This is a genomic window from Rhizobium chutanense, from assembly GCF_002531935.1.
Taxonomy (GTDB): Bacteria; Pseudomonadota; Alphaproteobacteria; order Rhizobiales; family Rhizobiaceae; genus Rhizobium; species Rhizobium chutanense.
Window position 1 is genome coordinate 114,914 of sequence record NZ_NWSV01000008.1, and the last position, 21,241, is coordinate 136,154.

At 63.1% G+C, this 21,241-nt stretch carries 19 protein-coding genes; 11 read left to right on the plus strand and 8 right to left on the minus strand.

What is annotated here, in order from left to right; all coding sequences use genetic code 11:
* Positions 1-37 precede the first annotated feature (37 nt).
* From CO666_RS15115 to CO666_RS15140, 5 genes are all read left to right on the plus strand, one after another.
* Positions 38-1,018, plus strand: a complete 981-nt coding sequence (locus CO666_RS15115) for an ABC transporter permease (protein WP_097612907.1) — start codon at positions 38-40, stop codon at positions 1,016-1,018.
* Between the two features lie 116 nt (positions 1,019-1,134).
* On the plus strand, positions 1,135-2,064 hold the full coding sequence (locus CO666_RS15120) for a sugar ABC transporter substrate-binding protein (RefSeq protein ID WP_003540275.1): 930 nt from the start codon (positions 1,135-1,137) through the stop codon (positions 2,062-2,064).
* Positions 2,065-2,194: 130 nt separating this feature from the next.
* On the plus strand, positions 2,195-3,673 hold the full coding sequence (locus CO666_RS15125; protein WP_097612908.1) for a sugar ABC transporter ATP-binding protein: 1,479 nt from the start codon (positions 2,195-2,197) through the stop codon (positions 3,671-3,673).
* A 99-nt stretch (positions 3,674-3,772) separates the two neighbouring features.
* Positions 3,773-4,561, plus strand: a complete 789-nt coding sequence (locus tag CO666_RS15130) for an SDR family oxidoreductase (protein WP_097612909.1) — start codon at positions 3,773-3,775, stop codon at positions 4,559-4,561.
* A gap of 180 nt (positions 4,562-4,741) precedes the next feature.
* Positions 4,742-5,524, plus strand: a complete 783-nt coding sequence (locus CO666_RS15140) for a glucose 1-dehydrogenase (protein WP_097612910.1) — start codon at positions 4,742-4,744, stop codon at positions 5,522-5,524.
* A gap of 226 nt (positions 5,525-5,750) precedes the next feature.
* Here CO666_RS15140 and CO666_RS15145 read toward each other — a convergent pair whose 3' ends face one another.
* Positions 5,751-6,518, minus strand: coding sequence for an SDR family oxidoreductase (locus CO666_RS15145; RefSeq protein WP_097612911.1), 768 nt, complete (start codon positions 6,516-6,518; stop codon positions 5,751-5,753).
* A gap of 340 nt (positions 6,519-6,858) precedes the next feature.
* Here CO666_RS15145 and CO666_RS15150 point away from each other — a divergent pair, with 340 nt between their 5' ends.
* The 3 genes from CO666_RS15150 to mobB are packed head-to-tail and all read left to right on the plus strand — an operon-like array spanning position 6,859 to position 8,924.
* Positions 6,859-7,767, plus strand: a complete 909-nt coding sequence (locus tag CO666_RS15150) for a DMT family transporter (protein ID WP_097612912.1) — start codon at positions 6,859-6,861, stop codon at positions 7,765-7,767.
* 9 nt (positions 7,768-7,776) lie between these two features.
* Complete coding sequence (mobA, locus tag CO666_RS15155; RefSeq protein WP_097612913.1) at positions 7,777-8,406, plus strand: molybdenum cofactor guanylyltransferase MobA; 630 nt, start codon at positions 7,777-7,779, stop codon at positions 8,404-8,406.
* Positions 8,403-8,924 carry a molybdopterin-guanine dinucleotide biosynthesis protein B gene (gene mobB / locus CO666_RS15160; protein ID WP_097612914.1) on the plus strand — a complete coding sequence of 174 codons (522 nt, stop codon included), beginning with the start codon at positions 8,403-8,405 and terminating at the stop codon, positions 8,922-8,924. Before mobA ends, mobB begins: the two co-directional genes overlap by 4 nt.
* On the opposite strand, the gene CO666_RS15165 is transcribed toward mobB, so the two are convergent.
* The 3 genes from CO666_RS15165 to CO666_RS15175 form a co-directional block, all read right to left on the minus strand.
* The gene (locus tag CO666_RS15165) at positions 8,856-11,018 is read right to left on the minus strand and encodes a hybrid sensor histidine kinase/response regulator (protein WP_097612915.1); all 2,163 of its coding nucleotides are present in this window, start codon (positions 11,016-11,018) and stop codon (positions 8,856-8,858) included. The genes mobB and CO666_RS15165 overlap by 69 nt on opposite strands.
* Positions 10,993-12,504, minus strand: a complete 1,512-nt coding sequence (locus tag CO666_RS15170; RefSeq protein WP_097612916.1) for an ATPase domain-containing protein — start codon at positions 12,502-12,504, stop codon at positions 10,993-10,995. The genes CO666_RS15165 and CO666_RS15170 overlap by 26 nt, the downstream gene beginning before the upstream one ends.
* 156 nt (positions 12,505-12,660) lie before the next feature.
* On the minus strand, positions 12,661-13,554 hold the full coding sequence (locus CO666_RS15175; RefSeq protein WP_097612917.1) for a LysR family transcriptional regulator: 894 nt from the start codon (positions 13,552-13,554) through the stop codon (positions 12,661-12,663).
* 147 nt (positions 13,555-13,701) lie between these two features.
* Between CO666_RS15175 and CO666_RS15180 the strand changes: the two genes are divergently transcribed.
* Both CO666_RS15180 and CO666_RS15185 read left to right on the plus strand, forming a co-directional pair.
* Positions 13,702-14,124, plus strand: a complete 423-nt coding sequence (locus tag CO666_RS15180; RefSeq protein WP_097612918.1) for a (R)-mandelonitrile lyase — start codon at positions 13,702-13,704, stop codon at positions 14,122-14,124.
* A complete protein-coding gene (locus CO666_RS15185; protein WP_097612919.1) occupies positions 14,111-15,100 on the plus strand; it encodes an aldo/keto reductase in 990 nt (329 codons plus the stop codon). The genes CO666_RS15180 and CO666_RS15185 overlap by 14 nt, the downstream gene beginning before the upstream one ends.
* A 46-nt stretch (positions 15,101-15,146) precedes the next feature.
* On the opposite strand, the gene maiA is transcribed toward CO666_RS15185, so the two are convergent.
* From maiA to CO666_RS15205, 4 genes are all read right to left on the minus strand, one after another.
* The gene (gene maiA, locus CO666_RS15190; RefSeq protein ID WP_097612920.1) at positions 15,147-15,782 is read right to left on the minus strand and encodes a maleylacetoacetate isomerase; all 636 of its coding nucleotides are present in this window, start codon (positions 15,780-15,782) and stop codon (positions 15,147-15,149) included.
* Between the two features lie 74 nt (positions 15,783-15,856).
* Positions 15,857-17,179, minus strand: a complete 1,323-nt coding sequence (locus tag CO666_RS15195) for an ATP-binding protein (RefSeq protein ID WP_097612921.1) — start codon at positions 17,177-17,179, stop codon at positions 15,857-15,859.
* Positions 17,176-17,916 carry a response regulator gene (locus CO666_RS15200; protein WP_097612922.1) on the minus strand — a complete coding sequence of 247 codons (741 nt, stop codon included), beginning with the start codon at positions 17,914-17,916 and terminating at the stop codon, positions 17,176-17,178. The genes CO666_RS15195 and CO666_RS15200 overlap by 4 nt, the downstream gene beginning before the upstream one ends.
* Positions 17,917-18,006: 90 nt before the next feature.
* Entirely contained in the window at positions 18,007-19,053 is a 1,047-nt protein-coding gene (locus tag CO666_RS15205; protein WP_097612923.1) for an alpha/beta fold hydrolase, read from the minus strand.
* Between the two features lie 358 nt (positions 19,054-19,411).
* On the opposite strand from CO666_RS15205, the gene CO666_RS15210 reads away from it, so the two are divergent.
* A complete protein-coding gene (locus CO666_RS15210; protein WP_097612924.1) occupies positions 19,412-21,175 on the plus strand; it encodes a cytochrome c biogenesis protein DipZ in 1,764 nt (587 codons plus the stop codon).
* The last annotated feature ends 66 nt before the right edge of the window (positions 21,176-21,241 follow it).

A 21,241-nucleotide genomic window follows, 5' to 3' on the forward strand; every position in this document is an offset into this window, starting at 1 on the left:
CAAATATCGGATACAAGCCTACGCAGAGGGAGGAGCAATGGTGGCGCTCGATATCAACGAACACAGGCTGTCGTCCGGTGCGTGGTTGAGCAAGCTCAAGGGAGCGACCGGCCCGCTCGTCGGACTGCTCGTGCTGTGCGTCTTTCTGAGCGTCAGCACGGATACGTTTCTTTCGGTTCGAAACGGCCTCAACATCCTCGACCAGATCACGGTTCTCGGCATCATGGCTGTGGGAATGACATTCGTCATCCTGATCGGCGGCATCGACCTCTCGGTCGGCTCGGCGCTCGCCCTGGCGATGATGGTCATGGGCTGGACCGCCAATGTCGCCGGCCTGCCGCTGCCCGTCGGGATCGCCTTTGCGCTGATCGCCTCGGCCGTATCAGGCCTGATCGTCGGGCTTCTGGTGACGCAGTTCAGGGTTCCGGCCTTTATCGCCACTCTGGCGATGATGTCGGCGGCCCGCGGCGTGGCCAACATGATCACGGACGGCCAGCAGATCGTCGGCTTCCCCGACTGGTTCATGATGCTGGCGATCGATCGCCATTTCGGCGTCATGACGGCTACGGTTTTCCTGATGCTGGCGGTGGTTCTGGCGGCCTGGCTGTTCCTGCACTTCCGCTCCGAAGGACGCATGCTCTATGCGGTCGGCGGAAACGCCGAAGTCGCGCGGCTCGCCGGTATCAACGTCCCGCTGGTGACGATCGGCGTCTATGTCATGAGCGCCGTCCTTGCAGGACTTGCCGGCGTCGTGCTCGCCGCCCGGCTGGATTCCGTCCAACCGTCCAGTGGCCTGGGCTATGAACTCGATACCATCGCCGCGGTCGTCATCGGCGGGACGTCGCTCTCCGGCGGCGCCGGCGGCATCGGCGGAACGCTGATCGGCGTTCTGATCATCGGCGTGCTGCGCAACGGTCTCAACCTTCTCAACGTCTCGCCGTTCCTGCAGCAGGTGATCATCGGCATCGTCATCGTGCTTGCGGTCGGTGCGGAGACCATTCGCCGGCGTCGCGCCTGACGAGCAAGGTCCGCCGGTTGGCGGACCCGGAATTCCGCCCCGCAATGATGGGGCGGATCAATACCCCGAGGGGGAGGACATACCCGAGGGTTCCATCAAACAACGGAGGAAATACAATGAAAATAGCGCGCACCATGCTCGCATCTGCCGCACTGCTCGGTCTCATGCTCGGTCCCGTACACGCGGCGGAACTGAAGAAGCTCGGCCTCGCCGTTGCCAATCTTCAGGCAAACTTCTTCAACCAGATCAAGCAATCGGTCGAGGCCGAAGCCAAGAAGCGCGGCATCGAAGTCATCACGGTCGACGCCAAGGGCGACGGGCCGACACAGGTCAACCAGATCCAGGATCTCCTGACCCAGAAAATCGACGCGCTGATCTACATCCCGGCCGGTGCGGCGGCTGCGACCGTTCCGGTCAAGCTCGCAAAGAGCGCCGGCATCCCGGTCGTAAACGTTGACCGCAACGCCGAAGGAGCACCGGGCGATACCTTTCTGGCAACCGATTCAGTCGCCTCTGCCAAGGCCGTGTGCGACTACATTCTCAAGGAAGCCGGCGGCAAGGGTAAGATGGTCATCATCCACGGCCAGAAGGGCACGACGCCGGAAGTCGATCGCTCGAAGGGCTGCGCCGAATCCCTCAAGGCCTATCCGGACGTGAAGGTCGTCGCCGAACAGTTCTCCAACATTTGGAGCCAGGACGAAGGCTTCCAGATCATGCAGAATATGCTGCAGGCAAACCCGGACGTTTCGATCGTGTTCGCCCAGGCCGATGGTCTCGCCCTTGGCGCCGCCCAGGCGATCAAGGTCGCCAATCCGTCGCAGAAGATCGTGGTCGGCGGCTTCGATGGCGACACCGCAGCGCTCGAAGCCCTCAGCAAGGGTGTCTTCAACGTGACTGCGACGCAGCAGACGCAGAAGATGGGCCGCGATGCGGTTGAAAATGCCGCCAAGCTTGTCGCCGGAGAAAAGGTGCCGCCGGTCCAGCTCCTGGATGCCACGCTGACGACCAAGGAAAATGTGGCAGGCTTCATCGCCAACCATCCGTAACGCATCGGTCCGAAAATCGGAATCGATTTTCGGAAAGCACGATGCGTAGATTCAAAGCGTTAGAGCGTCCTTTGTGCGTCCGAACGGACGCACGGCGCTCTAATGAACCAAGGTCTTGAGGAGGTGTGCCGTGACTGATCCCGTTCTTTCCCTGAGAGGCATATCCAAGTGGTATGGGCCGCTCCAGGTTCTGAAGGATGTCAGCCTGGACGTCTATCCGGGCGAAGTGGTGGCACTTCTCGGTGAAAACGGAGCGGGCAAGTCGACGCTGTCGGGCATTATTGCCGGATCCCGCACGCCCTCCGAAGGATCGATGAGATGGCTGGGGCAGCCTTATGCCCCGGCCACCCCAAGGGAAGCGATCGACAAGGGCGTTGTCCTGATCCACCAGGAGCTGCAGCTTCTGCCGCAGCTTTCGATCGCGGAAAACGTCTTCATCGGGCGCTGGCCGATGAAGAACGGCGCCGTCGACCGCGCCCAGATGGTTCGCCGAGCCCAGGACCAGCTCGCCCGCTTGAACCTTCACATACCCGCAACGCGCACGGTCGCCGGCCTTTCGACAGCCAATCAGCAGCTCATCGAGATCGCCAAGGCGCTGGCTCTCAACGCAAAGCTCCTGATCCTCGATGAGCCGACAGCCGCGCTTGGCGGCGCCGAGACCGAAGCTCTCTTCGAGCAGGTTCGCAAGCTCCGCTCGGAAGGCGTCGGCATCGTCTACATTTCCCACCGCATGGAGGAGATCAAGCAGATCACCGACCGCATCGTCGTTCTTCGCGACGGCGAGCGGGTGCAGGAATTCTCGGACAGCGCCACCCCGGTGCGAACCATTGTCGAGAGCATGGTCGGACGCCCGCTTGACCGCCTGTTCCCCACCCTGCCCGTTCCGACGGATCGTCCGGTCCTTCAGGTATCCGGGCTGAGTTCGCCGGACGACTCGTTCCGCAACGTCACCTTCGAGGTGCGGGCAGGCGAAATTCTCGGCATCGCCGGATTGGTCGGCGCCGGCCGCACCGAACTGGTGCGGGCGATTTCGGGCGCAGATCCGATCAGCGCCGGTTCGATCAAGCTGGAAGGCGAGGAACTGAGCCTGCGCGACCCGGCGGACGCCATCGCCAGGGGTATCGTGATGGTTCCGGAGGACCGCAAGGAACAGGGTCTGATCGTCGGGCACCGGATCAGCGAGAACATCATCTACGCCAATCTCGACAAGCTCGGCGGCGGTTGGATCACGCCGCGCATCAAACGCGCCTTTGCAGAAAAGGCCGTGGCCAAGTTCGGCGTCAAGGGCCGTGCCGAGCAGTACGCCTCGGACCTGTCGGGCGGCAACCAGCAGAAGGTCGTGATCGCCAAGTGGCTGATGCGCGATCCCAAGGTCGTCGTGCTTGACGAACCGACGCGAGGCATCGATGTCGGCGCGCGCGCCGGCATCTACGACATCATCGTCAATCTTGCCAAACAGGGCGTGGCGGTCATCGTCGTCAGCTCCGACCTCGAGGAAGTTCTCGGCATCTCCAATCGCATTCTCGTGCTTGCCCAGGGCAAGCAGGCGGGGATCCTCAATCGTGACCAGGCAAACGACGTTTCGGTCATGGAGCTGGCTACTATCTAAAGCAACCAGCGAAAGTGTGCAGCAGTTTTGCCTGGCAAAGCACGAAGCGCTTTTGCCGAGAATTGCGTGAAAACAAAACAGACAGAGAAAGGAAGAGCGGTGTCCGACATCACTCTGAACGCCCCGAAGCTTTTCGATCTCAGCGGCCAGGTTGCCATCGTCACCGGCGCCGGCAGCGGCATCGGGCAGCGCATTGCCATCGGCCTTGCGCAATGCGGCGCCGACGTCGCGCTGCTCGACCGGCGGACCGACGACGGATTGGCCAGGACGGCTGAACATATCAGCGCCGCCGGCCGCCGCTCGATCCAGATCGCGGCTGACGTCACCAGCAAATCTTCCCTTGCAGACGCCGTCGCCCGTACCGAAGCGGATCTCGGCGCGCTGACGCTTGCCGTCAACGCTGCCGGCATCGCCAACGCCAATCCGGCGGAGGAGATGGAGGAGGATCAGTATCAGACGCTGATGGATATCAACCTCAAAGGCATATTCCTGTCCTGCCAGGCCGAGGCTCGCGCCATGCTGAAGAATGGACGCGGCGCCATCGTCAACATCGCCTCCATGTCCGGCGTCATCGTCAACCGGGGCTTAAGCCAGGCGCATTACAACGCCTCCAAGGCGGGTGTCATCCATATGTCGAAGTCTCTGGCGATGGAATGGGTCGGCCGCGGCATCCGCGTCAACACCATCTCCCCCGGATACACGGCAACCCCCATGAACACCCGTCCGGAGATGGTCCACCAGACCAAGCTCTTCGAAGAGCAGACGCCGATGCAGCGCATGGCAACGGTCGATGAGATGGTCGGCCCGGCGGTATTCCTGCTGTCGAATGCGGCAAGTTTCGTCACCGGCGTCGATCTTCTCGTCGACGGCGGTTTCTGCTGCTGGTGAGCCGGAAGCTCATTGCCGCCGCTGGAAAATGAACGGTCTCGCTCCCTCCCTGGCTGAGACCGAGGCTGAAGGGAATAACGGGCAGACGGCGTGCACTATCGTCGCCTGCCCGCCCTTCACGCCGAGCAGCCGTAGGCCGCACCCGGATTTGCTGTTTATGTCAGGATACGAGGAAAGAGCATGAAACGCTTCGAAAACAAGACTGTCGTCATAACCGGGGCCAGCCGCGGCATCGGCGCTGCCATCGCCAGGCGCTTCGCCCGCGAAGGCGCCAATCTCGTGGTCTCGGCCAATGAGGATCTGGTCCACGGCGTTGCCGAAGCGATCAGGGCCGAAGGCGGCAAGGCGATCTCCTTCATCGGCGACGTCACCGACAAGGCAAGCGTCACAGCGCTCTACGATGCCGCCGAAAGGGAATTCGGCACCGTCGACGTCTCGATCCAGAACGCCGGCGTCATCACCATCGCCCGCGTCGAGGATCTGACCGAAAACGAGTGGGACAAAGTGATGGCCGTCAACACCAAGGGCGTCTTCCTCTGCGCCCAGGAGGCCATTGCAAGAATCCGCAAGCACAGGCGCGGCGGCCGCATCATCAACACCGCCTCCGGCCAGGCCCGCGACGGCTTCATCTACACCCCGCATTACGCCGCCTCGAAAATGGGCGTCGTCGGCATCACCCAGAGCCTGGCGAAGGAAGTTGCCACCGACAACATCACCGTCAACGCCTTCTGCCCCGGCATCATCGAGACGGATATGTGGGCCTATAATGACCAGGCCTGGGGCAAGCTGCTCGGCAACTACGCCCCCGGCGAACTGATGAAGGAATGGGTCGAGGGCATTCCGATGAAACGCGCCGGCTCCGGCGAGGACGTCGCCGGACTGGTCACCTTCCTCGCCAGCGACGACGCCGCTTACATCACCGGCCAGACGATCAATGTCGACGGCGGGTTGATTATGTCCTGACTCCCAGCGCAATGGTGGCCAGCCCCGTCCTTCGAGGCCCCTGCGGGGCACCTCAGGATGAGGCTGGAGAGAGATCGCAGCCAGTGGCACCCCGATCAGTCTGCCAGCCAACACGGCACAACGATCAGCCCTCATCCTGAGGTGCACAGGCCGAAGGCCGGAGCCTCGAAGGACGAGGGCGGGTGGCACGACCTTATACACTGCCGATCCCCGCCCCTCACCCATCCTAAGTCCGACTAATCGAAACCCCACCATCCGCCAGCATCGCCGTCCCCGTCACGAAACTCGACAGATCCGACGCCAGGAACAGCGCCGCATTGGCGATCTCTTCCGGTCGCGCCATGCGTTTCAGCGCATGCAGTCCCTCGACGAAGGCAAGCAGATCCGGCGTTGCGTCGGGCGCGTTGGTGATGCTGGCCGGTGTATCGGTGCCGCCGGGCAGCAGGGCGTTGACGCGGATGTTCTGTCGCCCGAGTTCGGCGGCGAGCACCTGCACGAAGCCGATCAGCCCTGCCTTACCCGCCGCATAGGCGGCCATGCCGGGCATGCCGGCGGTGTGGCCGACGAAGGTGGAGGTGAAGATCAGCGATCCGCCGCTTTTTCCCATCGCCGCCGACTGGTATTTGGCGCCCAGGAAGGCGGCGGTGAGATTGGTCTCGATCGTCTCGCGCCAGCCTTCCACGGAAAGGCCGGCAATCGGCCCCATCTCGCCGAGGCTGCCCGCATTGTTGAAGGCGATGTCGAGCCCGCCGAAGCGCGAGACCGCCGTGTCGGTGAGCCTTGCCTGCAGCGCCTCGTCCCTGACATCGCCGGCAACGGCGACAGCCTTTCCGCCCTCCGCCTCGATTTCGGCGACGACGGCATCGAGCGCCTCCTGTCGCCGGCCGGTGACCACCAGCTTCGCACCCTCCCGGGCAAAGAGCTTCGCCGCCGCGCGGCCGATACCGGAGCTTGCGCCGGTGATGATCGCGACCTTGTCGTTCAGAAGTGTCATGTCCGTTTCTCCTCGGTTGTCGAGGCATCTGAGATCTCAGACATCCGCCGATGCAGCCACCCGTTTCCCGCGCGGACAAACGAAAACTGCAGACAGCCGATGCTTTCGCCGGCAATCTCTCCGCCAGCCGAAGGAGAATGGAGGCCTCGATCATCCCATCGGAATATTGGAATTCGCGTTGTAAAATGCTGCCTTGCTCCGGTTTCCAAACAGGTGCCTGCCGCAGCGTCAGCACCATTGTGCGCCGCACCATCGATTTATCCCGGGTGTGACATTCATCCGATTCCCTTCATGGTTCTTCCCGACTAAGAAGGGGCGCACTGGTAAAGGGAATCTCTTCATGCCGCGGTCACGCAATACTGAGGGCGCCATCTATATGAGCATGGCGATGGCCGGCTTTTCCGCGAGCGATGCCCTCTCCAAATCGGTCGTCGTTTATATGAATGCCGGCGAGATCATGTTCCTGCGCGGCCTCTTCACCAGCCTGCTCGTCTATCTGATCGCCCGGAAAATGGGCGCGCTGCGCTCCTGGCGCATCGTGCTGCAGCCGATCATCATCCTGCGCATCGTCTGCGAGATGTTCTCCGCCGTCACCTATATCACCGCCCTCGGCATGATGCCGATCGCCAATGCCTCGGCGATCCTGCAATCGCTGCCGCTGGTCGTCACCTTCGGCGCAGCGCTCTTCTTTCGCGAGCCTGTCGGCTGGCGGCGCTGGTCGGCGATAACAGTCGGTCTTGTCGGCGTCATGATCATCATCCGCCCCGGACCGGAGGGATTCACCGCCGCCGCCCTGCTCTGCGTCGGCGCCGTGCTGACGACAGCCGGCCGCGATCTCGCCACCCGATCGATCGATCCGGAGATTCCCTCGCTGATGATCACCGTCATCACCGCCATCTCCATCTCCTTCTTCGGCGCCTTGCTCATCCCCGTGCTCGGCGGCTGGCAGCCGGTCAGCGCGACTTCGCTCGGGCACATCCTGCTGGCTTCGGTGCTGGTGCTCGTCGGCTACCAGTCGGTCATCCTCGCCATGCGCACCGGCGAAATCTCCTTCGTCGCACCGTTCCGCTATACCAGCCTGATCTTCTCCTCGCTGCTCGGCTTTTTCTTCTTCGCCGAACTGCCCGACAGCTGGACGCTCTTCGGTGCTGCAATCGTCATCGCTTCCGGTCTCTATACGTTCTATCGTGAAGCCAAGCGCCGCGTCCCCCCGATCGCGCAGGAATCCGCGCCGCGCTCACCGGTTTGAGGCAGGACGATGACTGAATTTCCGCTCGACAGATCCGATATAGCAGGCGTCGTGCTGGCCGGCGGCCGCTCGCAACGCATGGGCCGCGACAAGGCGGGCGTTATGCTCGGGGCCGAAAGCCTGCTCCGCCTTGTGCTGACCCGCCTGTCGCAGCAGGTCCTCCCCGTTGCCGTCAATGCCGATGCCGCCGCCGAGGATGTGCCCGTCGTTCCCGACCGTTTTCCCGGCAAGGCGGGGCCACTGGCCGGCATTCATGCGGCGATGGTCTATGCCGCCGGCCTTCCGGCGATCACCCATGTCGTCACCGTCTCCGTGGATTGCCCGTTCTTCCCGGCCGATCTCGTCGCCCGGCTGGCGGCAGCGCTCGAACATCCCTCGCAGATTGCCATCGCCGCCTCCGAAGGCCGCAGCCACCCGGTCTTCGGTCTCTGGCCGGTGACGCTCGCCGCCGATCTCGAAGCCTGGATCGCCACCGACGAAAAGCGGCGCGTCCGTGACTTCCTGCGGCGGCATGACGTCACGGAAGTCGCATTTCCGCTGCATCCGACGCGGGCCAGCCTGCTCGATCCCTTCTTCAACATCAACACGCCCGACGATCTCGTCGAGGCGGAACGCTGGCTGGAGGCCCTTCGCGCATGACCGCACCCAAAGTCTTCGGTATCGCCGGCTGGAAGAACTCGGGCAAGACGGGGCTCGCCGTCCGCCTGGTGACGGAATTCACTCGCCGCGGCTACAGGATCTCGACGATCAAGCATGCCCATCATGATTTCGACATCGACAAGGTCGGCGCCGACAGCTACCGCCACCGCGAGGCCGGCGCCCACGAGGTCACCATCGTCTCCGGCACGCGTTACGCCATCATGCACGAACTGCGCGGCGCGCCAGAACCCGCATTCGAAGAAATCCTTGCCCGTCTCGCCCCCTGCGATCTCGTCCTGATCGAAGGCTACAAACGCGAACCGATCCCGAAGATCGAGGCCCGCCGCCTCGAGGCCGCCAATCGCCAGCCGCTGGCGCCGAGCGATCCCCATATCTCGGCCATCGCCGCCGATCACCCCGTCACGGATACGGCCCTGCCCGTCTTCGATCTAGACGACACAGGCGCCATCGCCGATTTCATCGCAACGATCGTCGGCCTTGGCCAGGCGAGCCCCTGAAGCGCCGGCGCCTCTGCCGGATCCGGGAACCGGGCCCGCTTCGCCTGCCAACTTGCTGATTTCCTTGGCGAGCTGCGCCTGATTATAGGGCTTTCCCAGTCTCGGAAGATCGATATCGGTACCGGCGGGTAGATCGGCATAACCCGTGGCCAGCACGACCGGCAGCGCTGGCAGAATGTCCCGCGCCGCCATCGCGAGCTGCGCGCCGGTCATACCGGGCATCGAGTAATCGGTGATCATCAGATCGAAAGGCTGGCCGCTCCTGATCAGCTCGAGCGCCTGCGAACCGGAATTTGCCTCGACGACCTCGTGACCGAGATCTTCGAGCATGTCGACCGAACTCATGGCGATCAAGGCATCGTCATCGACCAGGAGGATCTTCAGCCTCGGCGCTGTTTCCGAAACAAGCGGAGCTGTTTCCTTCGCCTGCTCGGGACGCTGTTCGGTCGCCGGCAGCCACAATTCGGCGGTCGTTCCCACCCCCGGTTCGCTTGTCAGAAGGAGCGCGCCATTGAGCTGAACGGCAAGTCCGTGGATCATCGACAGACCGAGGCCCGTGCCCTTTCCGAGTTCCTTGGTCGAGAAAAACGGATCGACGGCCTTCTTCAGCGTCTCCGCATCCATGCCGGTGCCGCTGTCGGCCACCGCCAACACGAGATAGATTCCCTCGTTGAGATCGCCGCCATTGCCGACAACCTTTTCCTCGCGCAAAGATATGGACAGTGTCCCGCCGACCGGCATCGCATCGCGAGCATTGACAGCAAGATTGAGCAGCGCCAGTTCGAGCTGGTTCGCATCGACAAGCGCCGGCGGCAGCGTCGGCGGCAGGATGGTTTCGATGCTCACCGAGGGGCCGACCGAACGCCGCAGCAGGTCGTTCATGCCGGTCACCAGATCGGCAAGATCGACAGGCTTGACCTGCAGATCCTGCTGTCTGGCAAAAGCCAGCAGCCGCTGCGTCAGCGCCGCTCCGCGCCGCGCACCCTGAACAGCCCCGTCGACCAGGCGCGTCGCCTTGGCGTCGCCGGCGACATGCTTGCCGAGCAGCTCCAGATTTCCGAGAACCACCATCAGCAGATTGTTGAAATCATGCGCAACGCCGCCGGTGAGCTGACCGATCGCTTCCATTTTCTGGGATTGGCGAAGCTGCTCCTCGGCTCTCTCGCGCTGGGCAACCTCCTCGAGCAGCGTCTGGTGAGCGGCGTTGACCTCTCTTGTCCGCTCCCTGACGCGCTCTTCAAGGTTTTCGTTGAGCCGTCTCAGGTTCTCCTCGGCCGTCTTGCGGGCCGTGGTATCGGAGCAAACGCCGACGAGCTTCCTGGCGGAACCATATCTATCGGCGTAGAGCTGCGCATGGACCTCGGTCCAATGCAGCGATCCATCCGGCCAGATCGTCCTGTGCTCGATCGAATAGTCGCGTCCGGTGTCGATCGTCTGGCGCAGGCGCGCCAGCACAAGGTCTCGGTCGTCGGGGTGGATGCTGGCGACCAGATCGTCGCGTGTGACATCGTCATCCGGTCCTCGGCCGAAGACAGCCTTGCAGGTCGCTGAGGCGGACAAGGCCATCGACGACAGTTCCAGCTCCCACGCCCCGAGACGGCCGGCGGCAAGCGCCGTCTGCAACCGCCGCTCCCCCTCGCTCAGAGCTTCAAGCCGGGCGCGCGCTTCATACTGGCGCAGGCGCCCCTTCAACGCGGTCCGGGCAATGCTGACGAAGGAGGTCGCATGGAACGGCCGCTCCAGGAAGGTGACGTTGCCGAGAACCTCGGAAAGCCTGGCAGCGGCCGGATTTCGTTCAGGCCCGCCGCCACGTTGTGTGAGCACGATGAACGGCAGGTCCGACCAGCTCGGCTGGGCTGAAACCCAGGCGGCGATCGGCTTGAGATCGCTCGAGCGAACGGCCTCTTCCGTCAGGACGCCGAGCGCGATGTCATCGCTGAGCGATGACGCGAACATGGAAAGGTCGGTGGCGGCGATCGAGGCCAGTCCGGCCTCGTCGACCAGCGATATCGCCACCCAGGCATCCCGGCCGGCAGGGGTGTAGATCAATGCTTTCGGTTTGCCGGAATTAGGAATCGCTGCCATCCTCGCCATCGTTCGACAGGAGCGGCGCTGAGGTCCCGATGAATTCGGGAACGCCGCGAAGCACGCCCTGGAACCCGACGAGAGGATCTCCGAACGTCAGGCCGGAACCGTCGATGCGATACTCCCGGATGGTATCCTCATGAAAGCCGGTCCTCTTCTTGATAACGGAGACCGCGCGGCGCACTTTTCCGGCGGCCTCGAAGTAACGTAGCAGAATGACGGTATCGGCGAGATAGGTAACGTCGACAGGTGCCTTCATGTCACCGACCAGCCCGTGCTGGGCAACGGTGAGGAAGGTGTTGGCGCCTTGCCTGTTCAAATATTGCAGCAATTCATGCATATGAAGGATCAGCGAATTCTCATCCGGCATCGAAGCCTGATAACCGTTGATGCTGTCGATGATGACGGTTTTCGCATCCGACTTGTCGACGCAGTCGCGCACGCGATGAGCGAATTCGCCCGGCGACAGTTCGGCGGCATCGAGCTGTTCGATGTGGATCCGACCCGCATCCCTCATCGCTTCGAGATCCATTCCAAGCGCCTTCAGCCTGGCAAAGAGCAGACCGAGTTCCTCGTCGAAAACGAAGGCCGCCGCCTTCTCGCCGCGCGCGACCGCTGCCGCCAGAAACTGGAATGAAAAAGTGCTTTTGCCTGTGCCGGCCGGACCGAGGATGAGTGTGCTGGATCCTCGCTCGAGGCCGCCTCCCAAGAGAAGGTCCAGTTTCGGAATATCGCAGGAAATCTGATCGCGGAGGTAGCTTGATTTATGTTCGGCGGCGACGAGGCGCGGAAACACCATGACGCCGCCGGTCTGGATGATGAAATCGTGATAACCGCCGCGAAAGGCCTGTCCGCGATATTTGATGATCCTCAGACGGCGGCGTTCGGAGCCATAGCTCGGCGCCAGTTCCTCAAGATGAATGACACCATGCACGACGCTGTGCACCGTCTTGTCGAGCACGTCGGACGTGAGGTCGTCGAGCAAGAGGACGGTCGCTCCCTGCCGGGCAAAATAATGTTTGAGCGCCAGGATCTGCCGGCGATAGCGCAGCGAACTTTGCGCCAGCAGCCTTATCTCCGACAGGCTGTCGAGCACGACGCGCCGTGGCTTTACCCGCTCGAAAGCGGCGAAGATTTCCTTGGTCGTCTCTCCAAGTTCGAGATCCGACGAATAAAGCAGGCTCTGCTGCTGGTCGGCGTCCAGCAGGCTTTCCGGAGGCACGACTTCGAAGACCTCGATATTGCCGTCGACCACCATGCCATGCGATGCCGCACCCGCCCGCAATTCGCTCTCGGTTTCCGAAAGGGTGATGTAGAGCCCCTGTTCGCCGAGCCGCGCGCCTTCGATCAGAAACTGCAGCGCAATGGTGGTCTTGCCTGCCCCCGGATTTCCCTCCAGCAGGAACACGTGGCCCGTCGAAAGCCCTCCCGCCAGAATTGTGTCCAAACCGGACACTCCGGTCCGGGCTTTCGTGGCAGGCAACGCAGTATTCATTCACTGTTTCCTTCAGTTTCAGGTGTGAATTAGCGGGGAGTGATGGAATGTCAAATCGCCGGCACGGCATGTTTTCGCTCCCGGCAAAACGCCTGGCGGAGTGTTATGGCCGGCCCGAAAACCTGCTCGCTAACGAGACCTGAAAATCCGCCTGGTCTATCCTCGATAGCGAAGCGCGTCGACGACCAGAGCGAAAGCCGCCGAGGCGTGCCGGCGGCTCGGATAATAGAGATGGTAGCCGGGAAACGGCGGACACCAGTCTTCGAGCACGCGCACCAGCCGTCCATTCGTTAGATGCGCCTGCACGGCGTCTTCCGGCAGATAGGCCAGCCCCGCCCCGGCGAGTGCCGCATTCAGCCTGAGCGCGATATTGTTGAAGGTCAATTGTCCCTCGACGCGAACCTTCAACTCGTGCCCGTCCCGCTCGAACTCCCATGCATAGACACTGCCATAGGTCGGCAGCCGCAAATTGATGCAGTTGTGATCGGTGAGATCCTGCGGCGTCGCCGGTTTCGGGCGTCTTTCGAAATAGGCGGGAGCACCGACCACGGCCATGCGCATGTCGGGACCGATGCGCACCGCAATCATGTCCTTCGCCACCTGCTCCCCCAGCCGCACGCCGGCATCGTAGCGTTCCGCGACGATGTCGGTTAGGCCGTAATCGACGATGATCTCGACATTGATGTCGGGATAATCAGGCAGGAGCTTTTCCAGGGCGGGCCAGAGGATCGAATCCGCCGCGTGTTCACCGGCATTGATGCGGATGGTGCCGGCCGGCTTCTCCCGAAACGCGCTCAAGGCGGCAAGCTCGGCCTCGATCTCGTCGAGCCGAGGACCGATGGTGAGAAGCAGGCGTTGACCGGCCTCCGTTGGCGAGACGCTGCGCGTCGTGCGTGTCAGCAATCGCAATCCAAGCCGCTCCTCGAGCCCCCGGATGGTATGGCTGAGCGCCGATTGCGACACGCCGAGCCTCGCCGCCGCCTTCGTGAAGCTCTGTGCGCGGGCCACGGCAAGGAAGGCGATCAGGTCATTGACGGCAGGACGCGACATTTATGAAACTTTCTCATAGGTCCGTGCCACAACTACCATCTAATCGCGATCAAGGGCACGCGCTAAATATGCTGTCATCTCAGGACGAAGACATCCGCTGCGGGCGGACGAACCGTTCTGCACTCTCCGACATAGGAAAGCACGATCATGGAAATCAAGCGAAGCGGCTCGCAGCCTTCTGCCAAGGGACCGGCGGACTGGTTCACCGGCGCGGTGCGCGTCGATCCTCTCTTTCAGGTGACGCACCCGGCCCGCGCGGCGGGCGCCAGCGTTACTTTCGAGCCCGGCGCCCGCACCGCCTGGCACACCCATCCGCTCGGCCAGACGCTGATCGTCACATCCGGCTGCGGCCGCGTGCAGCGCGAAGGCGGACCCGTCGAGGAAATCCGCGCCGGCGACGTCGTCTGCTTCGCACCCGGTGAACGCCATTGGCATGGCGCATCGCCGACGACGGCAATGACCCATATCGCCGTCCAGGAACAGCTCGACGGCAAGGTCGTCGACTGGATGGAGCATGTCACCGACAGTGAATACCAAGCTTTGAAAGGAAACGGCCATGCAGAAGCGTGAACTCGGAAAGAGCGGTCTCGAAGTCTCGGCCATCGGGCTCGGCTGCATGGGGCTGAGTTATGGTTATGGCCCGGCGACGGACATCCAGGAAGCGGTTACACTGATCCGGCAGGCGTTCGAACGCGGCGTGACCTTCTTCGACACCGCCGAGGCCTACGGGCCCTATAAGAACGAAGAGCTTTTGGGAGAGGCGCTTGCTCCCTTCCGCAGCGAGGTGGTGATTGCCACGAAATTCGGCTTCAATTTCGATGCCAATGGCGGCCAGAGCGGCATGAACAGCCGGCCGGAACAGATCCGCGCGGTTGCCGATCAGGCGCTGAAACGCTTGAAGACCGACGTCATCGACCTGTTCTACCAGCATCGCGTCGATCCGGATGTTCCGATCGAAGATGTCGCCGGCACGGTCAAGACGTTGATGTCGGAAGGCAAGGTCAGACATTTCGGCCTCTCGGAAGCCGGCGCCCGGACGATCCGCCGCGCCCATGCCGTCCAGCCGGTGACGGCGCTGCAGAGCGAATATTCGCTGTGGTGGCGCGAGCCCGAGCAGGAAATCCTGCCGGTGCTCGAAGAGCTCGGCATCGGCTTCGTGCCGTTCAGCCCGCTCGGCAAAGGCTTCCTCACCGGCGCGATCAGCGAGACGACCACCTTCGACAGCAAGGACTTCCGCAACATCGTGCCGCGCTTTTCTCAGGAAGCGCGAAAGGCCAACCAGGCGCTCGTCGATCTCCTCGCAGAGATCGCCGCGCACAAGAAGGCCACCTCCGCCCAGGTCGCCCTCGCCTGGCTGCTGGCGCAAAAACCCTGGATCGTACCGATCCCCGGCACCACCAAGCTGCATCGCCTGGAAGAGAACATCCGGGCCGCAGAGGTCGAATTGACAGCCGAGGATCTCGCCAGCATCGAAAGCGCGCTCGCCACCGTCAAGGTGGAAGGCGACCGCTATCCCGCGCATCTGCAGGCAAGGGTCAACCGCTGAGAAGAGAAACGGCCGCCTTCTCTGGCGGTCGCTTCTTCTGACCGCATCACCGTCTCGGCGCCGGCGCGTTCTCCTGGAAAGCCGGGATCGCCTCGAGCTTGCCGACAATCTCCGCGATATCAGGCCATCGGCCGAGATCGAAGCCCATGCGCCGGGCGCTGATCGCCTGCGGGAAGAGGAAAATATCGGCAATACCGGGCCGGTCGCCGACGGCGAAAGCGCCTTGCCTGCGGCCGGCGATCATCGTCTCCACGGCAGCCATTCCCTCGCCGACCCAGTGACGGCTCCAGGCGGCAATCGCATCGGCATCGGCCTGGAAGGCCGATTTGAGATGCAGGCCGATCCGCGGCGGCAGCAGTGCATGGATCTCGGCTGCAATCGCCAGCGCGATCGAGCGCGCCAGCGCCCTGTCCTCCGCCGTGTCGGGCAGCAGCGGCGGCTCAGGCTGAAGTTCATCGAGATATTCGATGATCGCCAGCGACTGGGTGATGAGGACGCCGCCATCCGTCAGCAAGGCCGGCACCAGCCCTTGCGGATTGACGCTGCGATATCCGGCCTGGCGGCTCTCCGCCTCTTCCCCGAGGATGGTCACCGGCAGCGCCTCCGCCGTCAGCCCCTTCGCGGCGAGCGCGATCCGGACTCTTGAGGTCGCCGAGGAAATTTCGTTCTGATAGAGTTTCACTGTCTTTCTCCTTGATGGCCTATCCAGGACATTTCCTATGAAAACTGCCGGAAAACTCTTGGCCGCTCCAATCGTCACCGAAGCGTGACTTCCGCCGCAAGGCCGCCGCCGGCGCGATTGTAGAGCCGAAGGGACCCGCCGATCTTGGCCGTCAGCTGCTGGGCGATCGCAAGGCCGAGGCCCGTGCCGCCGGTCTCGCGGTTGCGGGATTGCTCCAGCCGGAAAAAAGGCTGCATGGCGGCGTCCAGCATATCGTCGGGAATTCCGGGCCCCCGATCCGTCACCGTGATGACGACATTGTTTTCGGCGTTGTGCGCGACGCTGATTTCGGCGGCACCCGCAAATTTCAACGCATTGTCGATGAAGTTCGACAGGATGCGGCGAAGCGCGTGCGGCTTGGTCAAGGCGGCGCCCTGAACCAACCCGACGACCGTGACCGCCTTTCCGGTGTCCTGATAGTCGTAGGCTACGCTGTCGATGAACGAGGCGAGATCGATCCGGGCGTTCTTCTCGCCGCTGCCATGGGCGCTGCGCGCATAGGCGATGCCGTCCTGGACGAGGCGCTGGATCTCGCCGAGATCGTGCACCAGCTTGTCCTTTTCAGGCGAATCCTCCGCCATATCGGCGCGCAGCCGCATGCGGGTGATCGGCGTCTGCAGATCGTGCGAGATCGCCGCCAGGATCTGCACGCGCTCTTCGAGGTAGTGGGCGATCCTCTCCCGCATTGCGTTGAACGCCCGCGCCGCATGCGCGACCTCGCTCGGACCCGCCTCGCTCAAGGCAGGACCATCCTTGTTGGGGTCGAGGGCATCGGCGGCGGCGGCCAGCGCGCCGAGCGGCCGGATCGCCTGGCGAACCGCAAACCAGGTACAGAGGATGAGGAGCAGCATCTGGATGACGAAGACATAGGGCAGCCATGCGGCGATCGGCATGACGCCCTTCGGCGTGACGTCGATCGTCAGCGGGCTTCCGTCGCTCAGCGTCAGATGCGCCTGCAATCGGTTCACCTCACCCGGAATCCGTTCGATGCTGATCGGAAATTTGTGGCCGACGGCCGCTTCGATCTTGCCCGATATCTCCGTGCCTTTGCTTGACGTGTCGGGCACGCCGGGAAGACCGGTTCCGAGCACGAAGCGGTAGTTGCCGCGGCTCAGCCGATCCAGGAGATCGCCGCGTTCGCCGGGCGGAAGCCGGTCGAGAACGGCAATCGATGTCGCGACGTCATTCTCCAGCGTGCCGAGCATCACGGCCTTGGCCGACATGGTGCGCTCCATGTAGAGCACGCTGAAGGACAGCCCGTAGGCAAGGGCGAGACCGACCAGCAGGATGAGGAAGATCCGCGACCGCAACGTCCTCGGCCACGTCAAACCCAAGAATAGGGGGATCGTCGCCCTCATTGCCGCAGCTCCGTGATCTCGACCGGAACGGAAAAGACATAGCCTTCGCTGCGCACCGTCTTGATGTAGGTGGGTTCGCGTGCATCGTCCCCCAGTCGCTGGCGCAGGCGGCTGACCAGGAGGTCGATCGAGCGATCGAAGAGGTCGGCGTCGCGGCCTTGCGTCAGGCTGAGAAGCTGGTCGCGGTTGAGCACCCGTTGCGGGTGGTCGATGAAGACGCGAAGCAGGCGGTATTCGGCGCCGCTGAGCGCAATCGCGGTCCCCTCCCTGTCGAGAAGATGCCGGGCAACCGTGTCGAGCCGCCAGTCGCCGAAAGTCAGCAGCTGTCCGGCCTCGCTGATCTGCAGGTTGGGCGGCAGCATGCGTGTGCGCCGCAGCACCGCTTTGATGCGGGCCAGCAGCTCACGCGCGGCGAAGGGCTTGGCGAGATAGTCGTCGGCGCCCATCTCCAGCCCGAGGATCCTGTCCATTTCGTCGGTGCGGGCCGTCAGCATCAGGATCGGGATCGCCTTGTGCCGGCCGGAGCGCAGCTCGCGGCACAGCACCAGCCCGTCGTCGCCGGGCATCATCACGTCGAGCACGATCAGGTCGACGGCATTGGCGTCGAGAAAGCTGCGCATCTGCCGCCCGTCCGCGGCAATGCTGGTCCTCAGGCCGTTCTTCTGCAGATAACCCGAAACCAGCTCGCGGATTTCGCGATCGTCGTCGACGACCAGGATGTGATCGACATGATCCATATGTCCCTGTTCCCTTACCGATAGTAGCAGCCCCGACCTACGCATATCCGGCCGGCCGGAGCAACGCGGCTCTGCAACCGGCCTCGTCGATTAGAAGCGGTCGACGTCGATGACCGCCTGCGCGAAGGCCTGCGGCGCCTCCTGCGGCAGATTGTGGCCGATGCCGCCGCCGATCGTGCGATGCTCGTATCTGCCGGAAAACTTTCCGGCATAGGCGGAGGGTTCCGGATGCGGCGCGCCGTTTGCATCGCCTTCCATGGTGATTGTCGGCACCGAAAGGACAGGCAATGCGGCAAGCGTCGTCTCATAGGCATCATATTTGGCCTCGCCTTCGACAAGCCCCAGGCGCCAGCGGTAATTGTGGATGACGATGTCGACATGGTCGGGATTGTCGAACGCGGCGGCGGATCTGTCGAACGTCGCATCATCGAAATTCCACTTCGGCGAAGCCGTCTGCCAGATGAGCTTTGCGAAATCATGGGTATTGCTCTCGTAACCCAGCCGCCCACGTTCGGTTGCAAAATAAAATTGATACCACCAGGAAAGTTCGGCCTTCGGCGGCAACGGCTTCAGGTTGGCCTCCTGGCTGCCGATCAGGTAGCCGCTCACCGAGACCATCGCCTTGCAGCGCTCCGGCCACAATGCCGCCATAATGTTGGCAGTCCGCCCGCCCCAGTCGTAGCCGGCAATGACAGCCTTCTGGATGTCGAGCGCATCGAGCAGCGCAATCATATCGGCAGCGATCGCCGACGGCTGACCGTTGCGCGCTGTTGCCTGGTCCAGAAACCGGGTCATCCCGTAACCGCGCAGATAGGGCACGATAACCCTGTAGCCCGCCGCGGCCAGCAGCGGTGCGACATCGACGAAACTATAGATGTCATAAGGCCAGCCATGCAGCAGCAATACGACCGGGCCATCCGCCTTCCCCGCCTCGGCATAACCGATATCGAGCACGCCGGCCTTCACCTGCTTCAGCGCTTCGAAGGACCTATTGGTTCCAGCCTTCACATCAGGCAAGGCTGCGGCGGGCGCTGACTGGGCGGCGGCCGTGCCGGTCACGCCGAACTCGACCGCCGCAAGGGCGATCGCCGTCATGCCGAAGAAGCGGCGGCGGTGATGGTTGATTTGCTCTGACATCGGTCTCTCCTGTCGAATGGATCACGGTGCTGGTATGGCGTTGCGCTTGTATCCCCCATATGTCGCGAGCCGTCGGTTTTGCATGCGCATGTAGCTTCCGGCCGCCGCGATACATTCTGATACAATCGCGCCGACCGGGCAAAGCCTGGCACCGGCCGCGGCGTTTTCGCCACAGCCCATCGCCGGGACGGCAGTTTGTATCGCTGTGTATCGCCCGCCCCGACCGCAATAGTTCGGTACATTTCCCCGCAAAACCGGACACATCGGAGATACGTCCGCCCGGCCATATCCCCGCCGTTGCTGGTTCAGGCCCCATTGCCGTCCAGAGCCCGATCAATCGGTTTCAAAGGAAACGATGATGACACTGCTGATCGTTGCCTATCTCGGAGGCGCGCTGACGATCCTCAGCCCCTGCATCCTGCCCATCCTCCCCTTCGTCTTCGCCCGTGCAGGACAGCCCTTCGTCAGGAGCACGCTGCCGATGCTGGCGGGCATGGCCGCCACCTTCGCGCTCGTCGCCACGCTTGCGGCGGTCGGCGGCAGCTGGGCCATTCGCGCCAATGAATATGGCCGGCTTGCCGCAATCGTCCTGCTGGCGCTCTTCGGCGCAAGCCTGCTTTCGTCGCGCTTTGCGAGCACGCTTGCGCGACCGATCGTCGATCTCGGCAACAATCTCCTCAATGCCAGCGCCGGCGGACGCGTCGCGCCGACGGTGAAGAGCGCACTCATTCTCGGCGTCGCCACCGGCCTGCTCTGGGCGCCCTGCGCCGGGCCGATCCTCGGTTTGGTTCTCACCGGCGCCGCCTTGCAGGGCGCCAACCTGCAGACAACCTTCCTGCTGATCGCCTATGCCGCCGGTGCCGCAACCTCGCTTGCCGTCGCCCTGCTTGTCGGTGGCAGGATATTCGCCGCCATGAAGCGTTCGCTCGGCCTCGGCGACCGGATCCGTCAGGGGCTCGGCGCAGCCGTCCTGGCCGGCGTCGCCGTCATCGCGCTCGGCCTCGACACCAGCCTGCTGGCGCGGCTTTCCTATGCCAGCACCGCATCGCTGGAACAGGCCGTGCTCGACAGGCTGCACGCCAAGCCCGGCGGCATACCGTCCGAGGTCGCCGGCAACGATGTGATTACCGATGCGAAGAAACCGTTCCGCGCCGATTTGCCGGTCGAAGGTTATGCGCCTTCGCTCGATGGCGCCGTCGAGTGGCTGAATTCCAAACCGCTGACAACGGAGCAGCTGCGCGGCAAGGTGGTGCTCGTCGATTTCTGGACCTATTCCTGTATCAACTGCATTCGCACGATCCCCTATGTCAGGGCCTGGGCGGAAAAATACGCCGATCAGGGTCTCGTCGTGATCGGCGTCCACGCCCCGGAATTTGCCTTCGAAAAGAAGATCGACAACGTCAGGAAGGCGGTCGGCGACTTCGAGATCGGCTATCCCGTCGCGATCGACAATGACTACAAAATCTGGCGGGCCTTCGAAAACAGCTACTGGCCCGCCGGCTATCTGATCGATGCCAAGGGCCAGATCCGCTATCACCACTTCGGCGAAGGCAACTACGGCAGGACCGAGAAAGCCATCCAGGACCTGCTGCGCGAGGCCGGAAGCCAGATGACGTCAAGTGCGCCGGTCGCACCGAATGCCAAGGGTGTGGAAGCCAGTCCGGACCTTAGCAATATCCGCTCCGGCGAAACCTATCTCGGCTACGAACAGGCGGCGAACTTCGCCTCTCCCGAAGGCCTGCAAGCCGACGCCCCACACAGCTACTCGATCGCCGAACCAGGCCTCAATGGATGGGGTTTGTCTGGAACCTGGACTGTCGGCAAGGATCAGGCGACGCTTGATCAGTCCGGCGGCGGCATCACCTACCGCTTCAGTGCCCGTGACCTGCATCTCGTTCTCGGGCCTGGCGCCGACGGCAAACCGATCCGCTTCCAGGTGATGGTCGACGGCAAGACGCCCGGGGCGGACCATGGCTCCGACATCGATGCCGATGGCAACGGCACAGTAACGGCAACCAGGCTCTACCAGCTCGTCCGCCAGTCCGGCACCGTCGCCGCCCGCAACTTCGAGATCCGTTTTCTCGATCCCGGCGTCCAGGCCTACGCCTTCACATTCGGCTGAATAAAACCGGCGGCGATGACGACCGCCGAATTGAATTGCCCCTCTCCACGAATGGAGAGGGGCAAA

What these genes read in the sequence shown, in the direction of transcription:
- CO666_RS15115 (WP_097612907.1), top strand. Translation starts at nt 38, where the DNA reads ATGGTGGCGCTCGATATCAACGAACACAGGCTGTCGTCCGGTGCGTGG.
- CO666_RS15120 (WP_003540275.1), top strand. Translation starts at nt 1,135, where the DNA reads ATGAAAATAGCGCGCACCATGCTCGCATCTGCCGCACTGCTCGGTCTC.
- CO666_RS15140 (WP_097612910.1), top strand. Translation starts at nt 4,742, where the DNA reads ATGAAACGCTTCGAAAACAAGACTGTCGTCATAACCGGGGCCAGCCGC.
- CO666_RS15145 (WP_097612911.1), bottom strand. Translation starts at nt 6,518, where the DNA reads ATGACACTTCTGAACGACAAGGTCGCGATCATCACCGGCGCAAGCTCC.
- CO666_RS15150 (WP_097612912.1), top strand. Translation starts at nt 6,859, where the DNA reads ATGCCGCGGTCACGCAATACTGAGGGCGCCATCTATATGAGCATGGCG.
- mobA (WP_097612913.1), top strand. Translation starts at nt 7,777, where the DNA reads ATGACTGAATTTCCGCTCGACAGATCCGATATAGCAGGCGTCGTGCTG.
- mobB (WP_097612914.1), top strand. Translation starts at nt 8,403, where the DNA reads ATGACCGCACCCAAAGTCTTCGGTATCGCCGGCTGGAAGAACTCGGGC.
- CO666_RS15165 (WP_097612915.1), bottom strand. Translation starts at nt 11,018, where the DNA reads ATGGCGAGGATGGCAGCGATTCCTAATTCCGGCAAACCGAAAGCATTG.
- CO666_RS15170 (WP_097612916.1), bottom strand. Translation starts at nt 12,504, where the DNA reads ATGAATACTGCGTTGCCTGCCACGAAAGCCCGGACCGGAGTGTCCGGT.
- CO666_RS15175 (WP_097612917.1), bottom strand. Translation starts at nt 13,554, where the DNA reads ATGTCGCGTCCTGCCGTCAATGACCTGATCGCCTTCCTTGCCGTGGCC.
- CO666_RS15180 (WP_097612918.1), top strand. Translation starts at nt 13,702, where the DNA reads ATGGAAATCAAGCGAAGCGGCTCGCAGCCTTCTGCCAAGGGACCGGCG.
- CO666_RS15185 (WP_097612919.1), top strand. Translation starts at nt 14,111, where the DNA reads ATGCAGAAGCGTGAACTCGGAAAGAGCGGTCTCGAAGTCTCGGCCATC.
- CO666_RS15195 (WP_097612921.1), bottom strand. Translation starts at nt 17,179, where the DNA reads ATGAGGGCGACGATCCCCCTATTCTTGGGTTTGACGTGGCCGAGGACG.
- CO666_RS15200 (WP_097612922.1), bottom strand. Translation starts at nt 17,916, where the DNA reads ATGGATCATGTCGATCACATCCTGGTCGTCGACGACGATCGCGAAATC.
- CO666_RS15205 (WP_097612923.1), bottom strand. Translation starts at nt 19,053, where the DNA reads ATGTCAGAGCAAATCAACCATCACCGCCGCCGCTTCTTCGGCATGACG.
- CO666_RS15210 (WP_097612924.1), top strand. Translation starts at nt 19,412, where the DNA reads ATGACACTGCTGATCGTTGCCTATCTCGGAGGCGCGCTGACGATCCTC.